Source organism: Rathayibacter sp. AY1C7, from assembly GCF_002931865.1.
Lineage (GTDB): Bacteria > Actinomycetota > Actinomycetes > Actinomycetales > Microbacteriaceae > Rathayibacter.
Window position 1 is genome coordinate 1 of record NZ_PSWB01000017.1, and the last position, 16,351, is coordinate 16,351.

Here is a 16,351-nt window from a genome sequence, read left to right on the forward strand (position 1 = left end):
GGGGCGGGCGGGGCGGCGGCCTGCGCGGGGTGGGCAGGGATCGCGGGCACCTCGGAGCCGATCGAGCCGGCTCCGGCCTGGACGGTGATGATCGCGGTGCCGACGTCGACCGTCTGGCCCTCGTCGACGAGCACGTCGACCACGGTGCCGCTGAACGGCGAGGGGAGCTCGACGAGCGACTTGGCGGTCTCGATCTCGACGAGGACCTGGTTGACGGCCACCTCGTCGCCGACCTTGACCTTCCAGGCCACGATCTCGGCCTCGGTGAGGCCCTCGCCGACGTCGGGGAGGAGGAACTGCTCTGTCATCGGGGGGACTCCTGTGGGCTCGTGCGGGCGGATGTCGCGCGCGTCAGTACGCGAGCGAGCGGTCGACGGCCTCGAGCACGCGGTCGACGTCGGGGAGGAAGAGCTTCTCGACCTTGGCGGGCGGGAAGGGCGTGTCGAAGCCGGCGACCCGGAGGACCGGCGCCTCCAGCGAGAAGAAGGCGCGCTCGGTGACGGTCGCCGCGATCTCGGAGCCGAGGCTCACGTTCGCGGACGCCTCCTGCGCGACGACGAGCCGGCCGGTCCTGCGGACCGACGCGAGCAGCGGCTCCCAGTCGATCGGGGAGAGCGAGCGCAGGTCGACGACCTCGACGCTCGTGCCCTCCTCGCCCGCGAGCTCGGCGGCCTGGAGGAGGACGGCGACCATCGGGCCCCAGCCGACCAGCGTGACCTCGGTGCCCGGGCGGACGACGCGGCTGGCGTGCAGCGGCGCGGCGGAACCGCTGAGGTCGACGTCGCCCTTGGGCCAGTAGCGGCTCTTGGGCTCGAAGAACATGACGGGGTCGTCCGAGGCGATGGCCTCCTGGATCATCCAGTAGGCGTCGTTGGGAGTCGACGGGCTGACCGCGCGCAGGCCCGCGGTGTGCGCGAAGTACGCCTCGTTGCTCTCCTGGTGGTGCTCGACCGCTCCGATGTGCCCGCCGTAGGGCACGCGGATGACGACGGGCATGGTGATCGCGCCCTCGTGGCGATTGGTCATCTTGGCCAGCTGCGAGGTGATCTGGTCGAACGCCGGGTAGATGAACCCGTCGAACTGGATCTCGCAGACCGGGCGGAAGCCGCGCATCGCGAGCCCGATCGCAGTGCCGACGATGCCGGACTCGGCGAGCGGCGTGTCGAGCACGCGCTTCGCCCCGAACTCGGCGTGCAGGCCCTCGGTGATGCGGAAGACGCCGCCCAGGGGGCCGATGTCCTCGCCCATCAGGAGGACGCGGTCGTCCTGCGTCATCGCTCGGCGGAGGCCGGCGTTGAGCGCCTTGGCCATGGACATGGACTCGAGCTGCGACCCGGTGAGGGGCGGCTGCGCGGCCGTCGTGCTGGTGTCGATCGTCATCACTCGCCTCCGAACGATTCTTCGTAGCGCTGCAGCCACGCCTTCTGCTCCTCGACGAGCACGTGCGGCTCCGAGTAGACGTGGTCGAACATGACGCCCGTGGGTGGGACCTCGAGGGCGAGGAGGCGGCGGCGGATGTCGGACGCGAAGTCCTTCGCCTCCTCGTCGACCTCGTCGAAGAAGGACTGCTCCACGCCCTCGCTCCGCAGGAACGCGGCGAAGCGGGTGATCGGATCCTTCGCGACCCACGAGGCGAGCTCGTCGTCGGTGCGGTACTTCGTCGGGTCGTCGCTCGAGGTGTGCGCGCCGATCCGGTAGGTCAGCGCCTCGATGAACTGGGGACCGCCGCCGGAGCGCGCGTCCTGCAGGTGCTTGGCGGTGACCGCGTAGCTCGCGAGCACGTCGTTGCCGTCGATCTGCACGCCGGGGATGCCGAAGCCGGAGGAGCGGAGGTAGAGGGGGCTGCGCGACTGCGTGGCCACGGGGACCGAGATCGCGTAGTGGTTGTTCTGGAGGAAGAAGACCTCGGGAGCCTGGTAGCTCGCGGCGAAGACCATCGCCTCGCTGACGTCGCCCTGGCTGGAGGCGCCGTCGCCGAAGTAGACGACGACGGCCGCGTCCTTCTCGGGGTCGCCCGTGCCGGTCGCTCCGTCGAGGGTGAGGCCCATCGCGTAGCCGGTCGCGTGCAGGGCCTGCGAGCCGAGCACCAGCGTGTAGAGGTGGAAGTTCCCGTTGGTCGGGTCGGTCGGGTCCCAGCCGCCGTGCGTCGTGCCGCGCAGGAGCGCGAGGACGCCGAGCAGGTCGATGCCGCGGATCTTGCCGACGACGTGCTCGCGGTAGGAGGGGAACACGTGGTCCTGCGGGCGCATCGCGAACGCGGAGCCGACCTGCGCCGCCTCCTGGCCGTGGCTCGGGACCCACAGTCCGAGCTGGCCCTGGCGCTGCAGGTTCGCGGCCTCGGTGTCGAAGCGGCGGACCACCGCCATCTCGCGGTAGAAGGAGCGGTGCTGCGCCTCGTCCACCCCGTCGAGGTAGGAGGCGTACTGCTCGGCCGCGGGGGTCGGCGAGAACCGCCCGTCCGCGGAGAGGAACTGGACAGTCGGCGACTCCGTGCTGGTGGCTACCACCCGACTAACCTATCCGTCTCGCGGGGTGGCCCTCGGGGAGGGAAGCCACAATCTCGGCCGCCGCGCTGAGGAGCTTGTCGACAGAGCGCGCCTCGCCGACGGAGACTCGGATCCCCTCCGGCGGGAACGCGCGGACCACGACCCCGGCGCGCTCGAAGACCTCGGCGGCCCGCGCCGTGTCCTCGCGGGTGTCGAACCAGAGGAAGTTCGCCTGCGACTCCGGGATCGTCCAGCCCTGGTCGAGCAGCGCCCGCCAGAGGTCGTCGCGGAGGCGGGTGATGCGGTGGACGCGCTCGAGGAGCTCCTCGCGGTGCTCGAGGGAGGCGACCGCCGCGGTCTCGGCGAACCGGGTGACCGAGAGCGGGATGGCGGTGGAGCGGGCGGCGTCGAGGATCCGCGCGTGGCCGATCGCGTAGCCGACGCGGAGGCCGGCGAGGCCGTACGCCTTGGAGAAGGTGCGGGCGATCACGAGGTTCGGGTAGCGGCCGAGCAGGCGGGTGCCGTCCACGGCCCGCTCGTCGTCGACGAACTCGGCGTACGCCTCGTCGAGGAGCACGAGGACGTCTCCCGGGACGCGCTCGAGGAGCGCCTCGACGTCGTCGGCGGTGGCGACGGTGCCGGTGGGGTTGTTGGGGCTGCAGACGATCAGCAGGCGGGTGCGCTCGGTGACGGCCTGCGCCATGGCGTCGAGGTCGTGGGTGTCGTCGGCGCGGAGCGGCACGCGCACGCTGGTGGCGCCCGCGGTCGTGACGAGCGAGGGGTACGCCTCGAACGAGCGCCAGGCGTAGACGACCTCGTCGCCCGGGCCCGCCGCCGCGGTGATGAGCTGGGCGATGACCGCGACGGAGCCGGCTCCGACGATCACCTCCTCGATCGGGACGCCGTACTCCGCGGCGAGCGCTGTGCGCAGGACGGTCGCCGCCGCGTCCGGGTACCGGTTGAAGTCGTCCACCTCGCGGACCCGCGCGAGCACGGAGGGCAGCGGGTCGAACGGGTTCTCGTTGGAGGAGAGCTTGAAGGCGTCGGCGGCGGCCGCGCGGCCCTGCTTGTAGGCGGGGAGCGCCAGGATCTCGGGGCGGAGGCGGACGGGAGGCTCCTGCTGGTCGGTCACCCGCCCCATGCTAGGCGGCGCGGCGGCGGGCGCCTCGCCGTTCCGCGCGCGCCGTCCCCCGCCCTCGACGGGTGTGCGCCGGGCCCCCTTCCCACCGGTCGAGTGCCGTGGGTGCGGCCCGGAGGTGCGGCCGACCCGGGTCTCGGATGCGCGAACCGCCCCACTGACCGGCGCCCACGGCGGCCGTCCCCCGATTAGGGTGCAGTGATGCGGAGTCGAGGGCGAGCCGAGCGGCGCGGGGGTGCGCGCCCGCTCCTCCGGGGCGCCACGGCCGCGATCGCCCTGCTCGTCGCCGCCGGCGCGCTCACCGGATGCACGCCCTCCGCGGAGGGCACACAGGCGACCCCGACTCTCCGGGAGACGTCCATCGACGTCGCCGCTCCCCCGGCCTACACTGCCGCGCGCGAGGCCGGCCTCGCGCTGCGGGACGACTCGCTCGCGCTCCTCACCGCGACCGACGGCACCGTCGCGGGCGCGGCCCGCACCGATCTGCTGGTGGCGATCGGATCCCTGAACGCAGCGCTCGAGGGAGTCTCGGCCGACGCCATCATCACCGCGACGACCGCGGCCGGGGAGCAGCGGACGGCGCTGGCCGAGCGCGTGCTCGGCCTCGCCACGTCGACCCTCGCCTCCGGTCGCGGATCGACGTCCCGGCGGGCGGTGCTGACCGACGCGGTCGAGCAGCTCCGGAGCGCCCTCGCCTCGGGAGCCGCGGTCGCTCCGCTGGCCGTCGCCGTGATCGAGGCGCGCGAGCCGCTGGTCCCGGAGCCGGGCAGCGGATTCGCTCCTCCTCCGCGCCCCGCGCCTCCCGCCGCTCCCCGGCCGACCACGGCGCCCGCGCCCACCCAGGAGCCGACGCCCGATCCCCCGGCTCCGGAGCCGGCTCCCGCGCCCGCTCCCGAGCCGACCGTGGCCCCGCAGCCGACGGCCGAGCCCCTGCCGCAGCCCGAGCCCACCGCGGTGCTCCCTCCGCGGACCTGCGCCGACGACCCCCGCCTCTGCACTCCTGCGCCCGAGCCGACCATCGGCGGGCCCCTCACCTGAGCCCCGGCTCGCGGCCCGCCCCGCCTGCGGGGATAGTGGAGGCATGAGCAGACTCCTCCTCGGCCTCCTGACCAACGCCGTCGCGATCTGGCTCACGACCCTGGTCGTGGCGGGCGTGCGCGTGGACCCGTACGAGGAGGGCCCCGCCGCGGCGGTCCTCACGTACCTGCTGGTGGCGGTGATCTTCGGCGTCGTCAACGCCGTCGTCGGCGGAGTGGTGCGGGTGGTCGCGTTCCCCCTGTACGTGCTGACGCTCGGCCTGGTCTCGTTCCTCGTCAACGGCCTCCTGCTGCTCCTGACCGCCTGGATCAGCGGCCTCTTCGGCTTCGGCCTCGTCGTGGACGGCTTCTGGTGGGGCGTGCTCGGCGCCCTCGTGCTCGCCCTGGTGAACTGGTTCATCGGCCTCCTCCTGCGCCCCTTCCTCCGCCGCCGTCAGGGCTGACACCGCGGGCTCGGCAGTCAGCATCGGCCACGCCGCCGCCGCCCGGGAGGCGTCGCGCGCCATCGGTGGACGGCGGCCGCGATCGGCCTGCTGTGGAGGAGCCGCGGTGCGCCATGATGGGCGGGTGACCCCCGACTCCCCTGCGCCCTCGGCCTTCGCCGTGTGCTTCGTCTGCACCGGCAACATCTGCCGGTCGCCGATGGCCGAGGTGGTGCTGCGCTCCCTGGCGGAGCAGGCGGGGCTCGGCTCCGCGATCGAGATCAGCTCGGCCGGCACCGGCGAGTGGCACCTCGGCGAGCACGCCGACAGCCGCGCCCTCGCGGCGCTGGAGCGGCACGGCTTCGACGGGGGCCGCCACCGCGCCCAGCTCTTCGACCCGTCCCGCTTCGCCGAGTTCGACCTGGTCGTCGCGCTCGACCACGGGCACGAGCGCGCGCTGCGCTCCTGGGCGCGCACCGAGGTCGACCGGCAGAAGATCCGCCGCCTGCTCGACTTCGAGCCCGGCCTCTCCCCGCAGGGCGACGTCCCCGACCCCTACTATTCCGATGCGGCGGCGTTCGACTCGGTGCTCGCGCTCATCGAGCGCGCCTGCCGGGCCCTCTTCGCCCAGATCGAACCAGGACTGCGCGGCAACCGCTCGGTCCGCCCCGACTCCACCGACGCGCGCGCCGCCCTCGCGCAGGACACCTGAGAACCGGAAGGCACCACCGCATGACCTCGCTCCCCACCCAGCCGCTGAGCCCTCTCGACGGCCGCTACAGCGGTGCCGTCTCGTCGCTCGGCGAGTACCTCTCGGAGGCGGGGCTGAACCGCGCGCGGGTGCACGTCGAGGTCGAGTGGCTGCTGGCGCTGACCGACCGCCGCCTCTTCGGCTCCGAGCCCGTCGACGCGGCGACCGCCGAGGAGCTGCGCCGCCGCGCCCGCGACTTCGGCCAGCCCGAGATCGACGAGCTGGCCGCCCTCGAGGCCCGCACCCGCCACGACGTGAAGGCCGTGGAGTACCTCGTCCGCCAGTGGCTCGAGGAGCTGGGACTGCAGCGCATCGCCGAGCTCACCCACTTCGCCGCCACCAGCGAGGACATCAACAACCTCTCCTACGCGATCGTGGTCCGCCAGGCCGTCGGCGAGATCTGGCTGCCGAAGCTGCGCTCGGTCGTCGCGTCGCTCCGGGATCTGGCCGTCCGCTACCGCGACGAGTCGATGCTCAGCCGCACCCACGGCCAGCCCGCGACCCCGACCACGATGGGCAAGGAGTTCGCCGTCTACGCGTACCGGCTCGAGCGGGTCGTCGCGCAGATCGAGGCGACGGAGTACCTGGGCAAGTTCAGCGGAGCGACGGGCACGTTCGCCGCGCACCTCGCCGCCGACCCCGGCACCGACTGGCCCGCCCTCGCGGAGGAGTTCGTCACCTCCCTCGGCCTCGTCTTCAACCCGCTGACCACCCAGATCGAGTCGCACGACTGGCAGGCCGAGCTCTACGGCAGGGCCGCGCACGCGAACCGCATCCTGCACAACATCTGCACCGACGTCTGGACCTACATCTCGCTCGGCTACTTCCGGCAGATCCCCCAGGCCGGGGCGACCGGCTCGTCCACGATGCCGCACAAGATCAACCCGATCCGCTTCGAGAACGCCGAGGCGAACCTCGAGCTCTCCAGCGCCCTGCTCGACTCGCTCGCGCAGACCCTGGTCACCTCGCGCCTCCAGCGCGACCTCACCGACTCGACCACGCAGCGCAACATCGGCGTCGCGTTCGGCCACTCCCTCCTCGCCCTCGACAACATCGCCCGCGGCCTGCTCGAGATCGACCTCGACCCGACCGCCCTCGCCGCCGACCTCGACGGCAACTGGGAGGTGCTGGCCGAGGCGATCCAGACGGTGATCCGCGCAGAGGTGGCGGCCGGCCGCTCCTCGATCACCGACCCGTACGCGCTGCTGAAGGACCTGACCCGCGGCAAGCGCCTCGGTGCCGACGACCTCGCCGTCTTCGTGCAGGGTCTCGACATCGGCGACGCGGCGAAGGAGCGCCTGCTGGCGCTGACGCCGGGCGGCTACACGGGCCTCGCCTCGTCGCTGGTCGACCGCCTGAGCTGATCCGCCGGGCAGCGAGCGCGCGGGTGCCGCCGTCCTCGAGAGCGAGCACTCCGACTCCTGCGTGCTCGCGGCGGCGCGGTCGACGGCGGCGCGATGTCGGGGGTCGCACCTAGCGTCGGCGGCATGTCAGCGTGCGCGATCGGAGGGTGCGCCTCCTCGGCCGAGACGGGCGCCCCCCTCGCGCTCTGCGCGGCGCACCTCGAGCTCGCGCACGACTGGGTCGCCCGCGAGGACGGCGTGATCGACGCCCTGCCCTCGCCGTGCGCGGCGTGCGGGTCCCGCCTGGGCGTCCGGCTCCCCTCCGCCTGGCTCTGCGCCGCCTGCGAGTGGCGGCTCGGCGATGCTCCCGACGGCGAGCTCCCGCCGCCCCGGGTCGACGTCGTCTACTACATCCGCTTCGGCGAGCGGATCAAGATCGGCACCAGCGGCAATCCCCGGCAGCGCCTCCACCGGCTCCGGCACGAGGAGCTCCTCGCGTTCGAGCGCGGCGGGCGAGCACTCGAGCAGCACCGGCACGCCCAGTTCGCCGACGAGCGCCTGGAGCGCACCGAGTGGTTCGCGCGCAGCCCCGCGCTCGACGCCCACATCGAGACCGTGCGCGCCGGGGAGCCCGACCCCTGGGCCCTGCACCGCCGCTGGCGCAGCGAGGCGCTGGCCCTGCGGCTCTGACGCGTCGGCTGCGAGCGGGCGGCTGCGACTCGACCGCTCCGACTCGCCGGCTCCCACTCGACGGTTCCCGCTCGCCGGCACTGCATCCACGGGTCCCGCTCCGCCGAGCCGGACACCGGGACGGAGCGCCGGGGAGGGCGCGCCGGGGACGGGTCCCCCGAGGACCGTCCCGCAGCCGCCGCACGACGCGCTCAGCGCCCCCAGGCGTCGACGAGCAGCGGACCACGGACATCGCGGAGCCGGTCGACCAGACGGTCCGCCAGCGCGGCCGTGACTCCCGTGGCGACCAGGTCGTGGGGGCCGAGCGGCAGCAGCTTCCCCGTGCGGATGCGCACCACCTCCCACCCGGCGGAGCGGAGCGCGCGGTCCTTCCGCCGGTCGGCCTCCTCGCGGTGCCCGACGTGCTCGAGTCCGTGACGGCCGGTGGAGTCGTACTCGATCGCGACGCGCAGCTCGCCGAGCACCAGGTCGGGCCACGCCTCGCAGTGCTCGAAGAACGGCCGCTTCAGACGGACCGCCGTGTGCGCCGGGTCGAAGACGAGCCGCTCGGCGAGGAGAGCCCGGAGCCGCGCCTCGACGGCGGAGGCGGGAGGAGGCGCGCACCGGCTCGCGAAGGGCTCGCCGACGGGGAGGTCCGGCGTCTTCGGGCACACGCGGGCGGGCCGGGCTCGGGAGCGCGCCGGGCGGGCGGCGGGGCCGGCGGACGGGACCGCGGCCGGAACGGCGGAGGCGGCGGTACGAGGGGCGGGCGGGAGCGCGGCCCGAGCGGCGGCAGCTGGAGGGGTGGATCGAGCGGACGGAGGAGTCGACGACGCGGCGCGCGCGGATCCGCTCGGGTCGGCGGGTGACGCGGACCCGCGGCCGGTGGGTGACACGGACGTCGGGAGCCCTCGCGCGATCACGGCGGGTGGCGCCAGGAGGACGAAGGAGTCGTCGTCGGGGGCGGCCGTCGGCGCGAGCACCTCGGCGAGCCGGCCGCCGATCATCGGCGCGGCCCTGGGCAGGCGCGGCGAGGCGAGCTCGGCGCAGTCGGGGCACCAGGAGGAGCGGCGCCGCTCCCGGCCGGGACGGTGGCGTTGCTCCTCGGGGGTGGCGACGAAGACATGCCCGGCGTCGCAGAGCCAGCACAGGTACACGTCGGCCGCGGGCGGGATCTGGCTGAGCACGATGCCCTCGTTGTACTCGGGCCGGTACTGCCGCACCAGGACGGGGTAGGACGCCCACGCCTCCCGGTAGGTGCCGACCGCGTAGGGGACGTCGGCGCCGCGCGAGAACCGCCGCCGCTGCCACCACCGCCCGATCGCCTCCGCCACCCTCCGCACGCTACGCGCGACCACCGACGCGGAAGCGGCGCCCGCATGCGCAGGCGGGATCTCGAGACGCCCTCCGGGCTGCTCCATCAGCATGCGCGGCGGAAGGGACTATCCGCCCGCGCGGCGTGCTCCCGGCCGACTGGGAGCGGCGGAGCCGTCCCTCGCCTAGTGTGCGGAGTCCTGCTCGTCGATGTCCGCGATCTCGGCCTCGTCCGGCTTGAAGGTCAGCGAGAACATGGCGATCGCGACGAGCACGACGATGAAGGCGACGCCGAACGAGATGAGCGCGACGACCGGCTCGCGGGTCGAGAGCATGACGACCAGGCCGACGAAGGCCGCCATCACCGCGGAGAAGCCGATGAGCTCGAGCGGGCGCAGGCGGTCCTTACGGGTCGGCTGGAACGTGCGGGGCGTGAACTCGCCGGGGTCGCGCGCCGGGGCGGCGTCGGCCGCCGAGGCGCGGTCGGCGGGAGAGGCGGGGTCGGGCTGCTGGCCTTCGGCGGTCATCGGTCTCCTCCGGAGGTCGGTGTCGTGGGGGCGACGGGATCGTGTCCGGTGGCTGCGTCGGCGCCGGCGGCCCATTTGAGCGAGAACGCCGCGATGGCGAGGAACACGGCGACCATCACGGCGTAGGCGCCGAGGAGGCCGACGGTGACGACGGGGTGGGGCGGGAGGAGTCCGAAGGCGGCGCCGAGCAGCATCGTGCCGACACCGACGATCACGGAGTCGCGGGCGGCGAGGCCCTGACCGCGGCGGCCGCTCGAGAACTCGAGGAAGCCGGAGAGCAGCGCCCAGCCGGCGACGAGGGCGACGAAGGAGAGCAGGTTGGCGACCGGGAGCGCGACGAGCGCCGCGACTCCGGCGACCAGGGTGAGCACCGCGGAGCCGAGGGCGAGCGGGCGGGCCCGGCCGCTCCAGCTGCGGAGCCCGAGGGCGAGCGAGACGGCGCCGGTCGCGATCGCGAAGCCGCCGAAGACGGCGAGGCCGAAGGCGGGCCCGTGGTCGGGCGAGAAGGTGACGACGCAGCCGGCGACCGCCGCGATCACGGCGCGCGCGAGGGGCAGGGTCCACAGGCGGCGGTCGGAGTCGGCGGCGATGGCCACGGTCGAGCCTCTCTGGGATGGAGGGAGAAGGCGTCCGGGAGCGGACGGCTGGGCGCGCGACGGCACGGCGACGCGGACTCCAGCGATTTTACGCTCCCGCGGCTCCGCCCAGGCCCGGAGCGGGGCCCGGGGCGCGATCCGGGGCGAAGTCGCAGGCGGCTCAGCCGAGCCAGACCTCCTCGACCCGCGGGAACACGGCGTCGGCGGAGAAGCGCTCGCGGAAGCGCGCCCCGGCCTTCTCGACGACCTCGGCACGGGCGTCCTCGTCGGTGATGAGCTCGGTCAGCGCGGCGGCGAGGCCCTCCACGTCTCCGGGCGCGACCACGCGGCCGCAGCCGTCGCCGAGGACCTCGGGGATGCCGCCGACCGCGGTCGAGACGACGGCGGCGTCGCGGGCGAGGGCTTCGAGGATGAAGATCGGCATCGCCTCGTCGCGCGAGGGCAGGACGGCGATGGACGCCTCGTCGAGCAGGGCGAGCAGGCGGGCGTTCTCGAGCGAGCCGAGGAACTCGATCCCCGGGACGCCGCGGTCGACGACCTCCGGCTCGCGGATCGGACCGGCGACCAGCAGGCGCCAGCCCTCCTTGCCCTCGACCTGCGCCCACGCCTTCTGCAGCACGTCGACGCCCTTGCGGTGGCTGACGACGCCGCCGAAGACGACGGTGCGGGTCTTCTCGCGCGGGGTGCCCTGCTCGAGCGCGTTGGGCACGAGGTGCACGCGCTCGGCGGGGACGTAGCGGCGGCAGATCGCCGAGGTCTCCTCCGAGAGCGAGATGATCTCGTCCGCGCTGCGCAGCACGTCCTTCACCAGGCGCGGGTGCGCGGCGGTGAAGGCGGCGAACTCACTGCCGTGCAGGTGGGCGACCGTGCGCAGTCCGAGACGGTGCGCGAGGCGGAGGAGGGACCCCTCGCGGAGGAACGAGCCGCGCTCCGAGAGGTGGACGACGATCACGGCGCCGGGCTCCCGGCGCGCGATCGCGACGATGCGGGCGGCGGCGCCGGCGGCCAGGCGGGCCGCGGCGACGTGCTCGCCCGGAGCGGTCCGGGAGGAGATCACCCGGACGTCCGAGCGCTCGAACGGCCAGCGGAGGTACCCGTTGACGACCTGCGTCATGCCTCCGGGGACCTCTCCGCTGCGGCCGACGTGGTACACCCGCGTCTTCGGGCCGGCAGGGGCTGCCGCGGCGGCCGGGCGGCTGCGGGGCGGCACGGCGAGCAGCGCCTGGATGTCGTCGCGGACGCCGCGGAGGCGCCCGCGGGCGACGAGCAGCTTCTCGAGCAGCTCGCTCCGGCGGGCGACGACGGCGGAGAAGGTCTCGACGCCGGCGGCCGGGGTCGTCCGGGACATGTCGACCGTGACGTCGTGGATCCCGATGGTCTCGAAGTGGCGCGAGGCCTTCGTCGATCCGTCCATCTGCAGGCTCACCGGGGCCGCGCCCTCGGTGAACGCCATGATGATCACGTGCAGCCGGTCGCTCATCGCGACGCGGGCCGTGCGGTAGAGCTCGCGCAGCAGGATCTCGTGCTCGTCGTGGGTGTGCGCCGGATCCCAGTCGAGGATGTCCGCGTCGAGGTCGGCGGCGAGACGGCGGGAGCGCTCGGCGTCGACGGCGACCTGCGTGACCACGACGATGTCGAGGTCCTCGCGCTCGGCGAAGCCCTTGATCGCGGCCAGCCACTCCTGCTCGGGATAGGGGCGGGCGTCCACCTCGTGGTCCTCGCGGAGGGAGAGGACCAGAACGCGCCGCTCCTCGTCGGGCTGCGCGGCGAACGCGGTCAGCTCCGCGTCGCTCGAGCCCTCGCCGTAGCCGAGGTCGGGCATGGCGGCGCCGACGCGCATGTAGCCAGCCGTCTTGTCGTCGCGCCAGCGGGTGTAGCTCGAGAGCGCCATCGAGGGCCACATGATCGCGCGGGGCAGCGGGGCGAAGTTGCGGGTGCCCACGCCGGCGCGGATCACGCGGCCGCCGCCGAGGCGCACCAGGGCGATGCCCGGGAGCATCACGAGGTGCTCCTTCATCCCGATCAGGGTCAGCTGGATCTCTCCTGGCTTGAACACCGAGTTCGCCCGGCCGGCGAGGGCCTCGCGAGCGAGCGCCGCGTACCAGCGCAGGAGCGAGCGGTACACCGTGTCGTCCGGGCCCAGGCGCAGGCCGTCGTCGTAGCCCCACGGCGAGTGGCCCACGTAGACGTGGAGCGGACCCGACTCGCGGAGCCAGTCGAGGAGCTGGCGACGCAGGATGATGTCGCCGATGTTCTCGTACTGGCCGCGGCCGACGGCGAAGATCGATCGGGCAGGTGTCACGGGCGGGCCTTTCGGAGGGGTTCGCGTGGGGGTGACCGGTGCGGAGCGGGGAGCGTCGCGGGTCTCCCCGGTCGATCCTCCTGCCGCGCTGCCGTCGTGGGCCGGGCCGGCCGGGCTCCGCAGGAGCGGGCTCGGGGCCGATGGCGCCCCGGGCAGACTAGCGCAGGCGGGCTCGGCGGCTCGAGGAGGAGTGCTCGCGTCAACAGCCGTTGGTGACCAGGAAGGCCTTGAGGAACGCGCCCGTCTGGTAGACGTACTGGTTCACCAGGTAGTCCAGGCCCATCGGCTCCCCCGAGGGCACCATCGAGAGCTCGCCGGAGTAGCAGCGCTCGATGATCATCTCGGCGCGCACGAGGTGGGAGGCGTTGGTGATCACGATGACGTGGTCCCAGCCGTACTGCTCGGCCATGTCGCGCAGCTGCCGGGCCTCTCCCTGGGTCGTGAGCGGGTCGGCGGAGTAGCAGAGGACGTCGCCGCCGGGCTCGTTGCACTTCTTGTACTTCTTGGCCTCGTAGGGAGCGTTCATCTCGCCGGGGCCGACCGAGAGCACCATCGTGTCCGTCGCTCCGGAGGTGATGATCCGGCGGGCGAACTCGACGCGCGCCCTCGTGGACGGGCCGAGCACGAAGACCGCGTCCGCCTGCTCGGGGATCGGGTCGATCGGGGGCGTGACGTAGAGCGGGATCCCGGCGCCGAAGAGGGCGAGCACCACGAGGGGGACGAGCAGGAGCCGTCCGATCACGGTGCGAGCGCGGCTCCGGTGGCGTCTCGGGCGCTCCCGGGACGGCGGGGTGGACGGGCGGTCGCCGGTCGCGGTCGTGGCCGTGTCCATCGCGTCCTCCCTCTCGTCGGGACCGCCGCTCGCCCGCGGCGGGTGATCCGCGACGCGGGTGCGACGGCGATCACCAGTGGAGAGCCCATCATCGCAGTGTTTCGGCGCGGGGTCGGCCCGGTGAACGCCCGGTCAATTCTCTCGCCCAGCGGCCCGGCCCGGGGCCGTGTCCAGAGTCGCCGGATAGGGTCGCCGTTCCTCGACCGAGCAGCACTCCCCCCCGTCCACTCCGCGGACGGGCATCCCCGGAGTCCCCTCCCGATCCGACGTCCGCCCTCCGATCCGTCGTCGACAGCGCGTGTGACCGTTCCGTGTACACGCACGCGCGGCGGTTCGCCAGTCCTTCAGCGGAATCGCTGATACAAGCCCGACCACCACGCCCGAATGGGGCACTACAACCTGAATCCGTCTCATCCAGCCACCAGTCGCAAGGCCCGTCTATAGCGTCGGGAGGACCAGCACCACCCCCTTGAGCAGCCCCCTCGAACCGCCCCCGACGCCCCCTCGAAGACCCGGAGCCGATCGTGAATCCTCAGACGACGCCAGACCCGACCCGCCCTCGCCGACGACGCGCACGCCTCTCCCTCACCACCGCTCTGATCGCCGCTCTCGGCATCCTGGTCGCCCCCCTCACGGCGCCCGCCGCCTCCGCGGCCACTCTCGACCCGGGCGCCGGGCAGAGCACGCGGATCCAGGAGACGAACTCCTCGCTGACCTACAGCGGCTCGTGGCGCACGATGACGGGCGGCGACAGCGGCGGCGGGATCAAGTTCCTCAACAGCACCGGCTCCGTCTCGTTCAGCTTCCGCGGCACCGGCTTCAGCTGGGTCAGCCGCACCACCGCCTCCGCCGGCATCGCCACCGTCACGGTCGACGGCGCGAGCACCTCGGTCGACCGGTACACGAAGACCACGGCGTACCAGGTCCCGGTGTTCACGAAGAAGGACCTCGCCGACACCGTCCACACGGTCAAGATCGCCTGGAGCGGCACGGCCAACAGCTCCGCGAGCGACAAGAACCTCGTCATCGACGCGTTCGACATCACCCGCGCGACTCCCGCCACCGAGGAGCCGACCGACGAGACCGGCGGCGGCGAGGACGACGGCCCCGTGCTCGACCCCTCCGGAGCGACCAGCCTCCTCGTGCAGGAGACCGACCCCGCGCTTCAGTACACCGGCTCGTGGAGATCGATGGCGGGCGGCGACAGCGGCGGCGGGATGAAGTACCTGACCTCCGCCGGATCGGTGAAGTTCACCTTCGTCGGCACGTCGTGGCGCTGGATCAGCCGGAAGACCTCCTCCTCCGGCATCGCCGCGGTCTCGGTCGACGGCGGACCCGTCACCAAGGTCGACCGCTACAGCTCGACCGCGCAGTACCAGGTGCCGGTCTACGAGACGACCGACCTCGCCGAGGGCACGCACACCGTGACCATCTCCTACACGGGGACGAAGAACTCCCAGTCGACCGACAAGAACCTGATCATCGACGCGTTCGTCCTCGCCGAGGACGGCCTCGCGACCGACGCCGTGGAGCTCTCCCCCCTGACCGACGGCTACACCGTCGCCTGGGACGCGCCCTTCAGCTCCCGGGTCGTCTCGTACGACGTGCACCGCTCGAACGAGGACGGCTCCGGCGACACGGTCGTCGGCACCGTCGCCGACCCGGTGCGCCAGTACCGCGACGAGACCGCCGAGGCGGGACGCGCCTACACGTACACCGTCACGGCGACCGACGACGCCGGCCGCGACTCGCGGCTGAAGGAGTCGGCCACCACCACGGCCGACCTCCTCGCCTCCCGCGCCTCGCTGCTCGCGGCCTTCGACTGCCCCGCCGCCACCAAGACGGTGTCGACCTCGGCGCAGCTCGTCACGGCCCTGACCAACCCCTCCTCCGGCGACGTCATTCGCCTGGCCGACGGCGTCTACACCGGCAAGTTCGCCCTCCGCGGCACCGCCGCCCAGCCCGGGTCGATCTGGATCTGCGGCTCGCCCAACGCGGTCCTCACCTCCGGATCCACCTCGAGCGGCACCGCGCTCATCCTGAACACGGTGAGCGACGTGCACCTCGTGGGCTTCTCGGTCCGCAGCTCCTTCCAGGGCATCCAGGTGCTCGCCAGCAAGGGCGTCCAGATGGCCGGCCTGACGGTGAGCGAGATCGGCTACGAGGCGGTCCACTTCCGCAGCCAGACCACCGACTCCCTGATCGTCGGCAGCACCATCCGCCGCACCGGCCTCGTCTCCGCCAAGTACGGCGAGGGCGTCTACGTCGGCACCTCCGACCGCAACTGGTGCGAGTACAACAGCTGCAACCCTGACCGCACGGCCCGCATCGCGGTCGTGGACAACGCGATCAGCGACACCGGCGCCGAGCCGATCGAGGCCAAGGAGGGCACCCTCGACGGCGACATCATCGGGAACACGGTCCTCGGCGGATCGCGGCTCGCCTCGGACGTCGTCTCGCTGATCCTGGTCTCGGGCAACAGCTGGCTGGCCGCGGGCAACTCCGCCGCGGGCACCACCACCTACGGCTACCAGGTGATCACCCGCGCCGACGGCTCGGGCAACGACAACACCATCAGCGGCAACCTCGCGCTGAAGACCAGCAACGCGGTGGTCTACCTCCACCAGCCGTCCAACTGGTCCACCAGCGGCAACACGCTGAGCTGCTCCAACTCCGGGAAGGACCTGATCGGGAACGTGGCCTGCACGCCGTGACCTGACCCGCTCCCCGCGCGCAGAACCGCCGCCGTCGTCCCCTCGACGGCGGCGGTTCTGCGTGTGCCCGCCTCCCGCCGACCACGCGCGAGTCGGCGGAGTCGCGCGCCAGTACGGCGACTTCTGCGGACTCGCGGGGTGAGCGGGCTCCCGGGAGCCGGTGAGGCACCTGGTCCGGCCACGGCGGGCGCTGGAGAGGGCTGGACGGGCCGGGCAGGTC

General features: G+C 73.3%; 15 protein-coding genes. 6 read left to right on the top strand and 9 right to left on the bottom strand.

The features are described 5' to 3' along the window. The 4 genes from C5C69_RS10225 to hisC all read right to left on the bottom strand — a co-directional run. Positions 1-308, bottom strand: a 308-nt coding sequence (locus C5C69_RS10225; protein WP_308558134.1) for a biotin/lipoyl-containing protein, incomplete at its 3' end; no start/stop codon positions are given. 43 nt (positions 309-351) lie between these two features. Continuing rightward, positions 352-1,317, bottom strand: a complete 966-nt coding sequence (locus C5C69_RS10230) for an alpha-ketoacid dehydrogenase subunit beta (RefSeq protein WP_181028888.1) — start codon at positions 1,315-1,317, stop codon at positions 352-354. Between the two features lie 62 nt (positions 1,318-1,379). Further along, positions 1,380-2,507, bottom strand: coding sequence for a thiamine pyrophosphate-dependent dehydrogenase E1 component subunit alpha (locus tag C5C69_RS10235; protein ID WP_104226633.1), 1,128 nt, complete (start codon positions 2,505-2,507; stop codon positions 1,380-1,382). Between the two features lie 4 nt (positions 2,508-2,511). Beyond that, a complete protein-coding gene (gene hisC, locus C5C69_RS10240; RefSeq protein ID WP_104233552.1) occupies positions 2,512-3,627 on the bottom strand; it encodes a histidinol-phosphate transaminase in 1,116 nt (371 codons plus the stop codon). A gap of 198 nt (positions 3,628-3,825) precedes the next feature. On the opposite strand from hisC, the gene C5C69_RS10245 reads away from it, so the two are divergent. From C5C69_RS10245 to C5C69_RS10265, 5 genes are all read left to right on the top strand, one after another. Further along, entirely contained in the window at positions 3,826-4,662 is an 837-nt protein-coding gene (locus tag C5C69_RS10245) for a hypothetical protein (RefSeq protein ID WP_104233551.1), read from the top strand. Positions 4,663-4,705: 43 nt separating this feature from the next. Then, entirely contained in the window at positions 4,706-5,104 is a 399-nt protein-coding gene (locus C5C69_RS10250; RefSeq protein WP_104226630.1) for a phage holin family protein, read from the top strand. Between the two features lie 124 nt (positions 5,105-5,228). Further along, on the top strand, positions 5,229-5,795 hold the full coding sequence (locus C5C69_RS10255) for a low molecular weight protein-tyrosine-phosphatase (protein WP_181027248.1): 567 nt from the start codon (positions 5,229-5,231) through the stop codon (positions 5,793-5,795). A 20-nt stretch (positions 5,796-5,815) separates the two neighbouring features. Next, positions 5,816-7,198 (top strand): adenylosuccinate lyase, encoded by a 1,383-nt coding sequence (gene purB / locus C5C69_RS10260; protein ID WP_104233550.1) that lies wholly within the window; start codon positions 5,816-5,818, stop codon positions 7,196-7,198. A gap of 123 nt (positions 7,199-7,321) precedes the next feature. Continuing rightward, complete coding sequence (locus tag C5C69_RS10265) at positions 7,322-7,867, top strand: GIY-YIG nuclease family protein (RefSeq protein WP_104233549.1); 546 nt, start codon at positions 7,322-7,324, stop codon at positions 7,865-7,867. A 191-nt stretch (positions 7,868-8,058) separates the two neighbouring features. Here C5C69_RS10265 and C5C69_RS10270 read toward each other — a convergent pair whose 3' ends face one another. The 5 genes from C5C69_RS10270 to C5C69_RS10290 all read right to left on the bottom strand — a co-directional run bounded on the left by C5C69_RS10270 (position 8,059) and on the right by C5C69_RS10290 (position 13,417). Next, positions 8,059-9,180, bottom strand: a complete 1,122-nt coding sequence (locus tag C5C69_RS10270; protein ID WP_104257848.1) for a hypothetical protein — start codon at positions 9,178-9,180, stop codon at positions 8,059-8,061. Between the two features lie 165 nt (positions 9,181-9,345). Next, on the bottom strand, positions 9,346-9,687 hold the full coding sequence (locus C5C69_RS17250; protein ID WP_258059435.1) for a hypothetical protein: 342 nt from the start codon (positions 9,685-9,687) through the stop codon (positions 9,346-9,348). Further along, positions 9,684-10,283 carry a DUF308 domain-containing protein gene (locus C5C69_RS10280; protein ID WP_104225185.1) on the bottom strand — a complete coding sequence of 200 codons (600 nt, stop codon included), beginning with the start codon at positions 10,281-10,283 and terminating at the stop codon, positions 9,684-9,686. Before C5C69_RS10280 ends, C5C69_RS17250 begins: the two co-directional genes overlap by 4 nt. Before the next feature lie 160 nt (positions 10,284-10,443). Next, entirely contained in the window at positions 10,444-12,585 is a 2,142-nt protein-coding gene (locus tag C5C69_RS10285; RefSeq protein WP_104226626.1) for a glycosyltransferase family 4 protein, read from the bottom strand. 199 nt (positions 12,586-12,784) lie between these two features. Further along, entirely contained in the window at positions 12,785-13,417 is a 633-nt protein-coding gene (locus C5C69_RS10290; protein WP_104233546.1) for a YdcF family protein, read from the bottom strand. A gap of 524 nt (positions 13,418-13,941) precedes the next feature. Between C5C69_RS10290 and C5C69_RS10295 the strand changes: the two genes are divergently transcribed. After that, entirely contained in the window at positions 13,942-16,131 is a 2,190-nt protein-coding gene (locus tag C5C69_RS10295) for a hypothetical protein (RefSeq protein WP_104257849.1), read from the top strand. Positions 16,132-16,351: the final 220 nt, after the last annotated feature.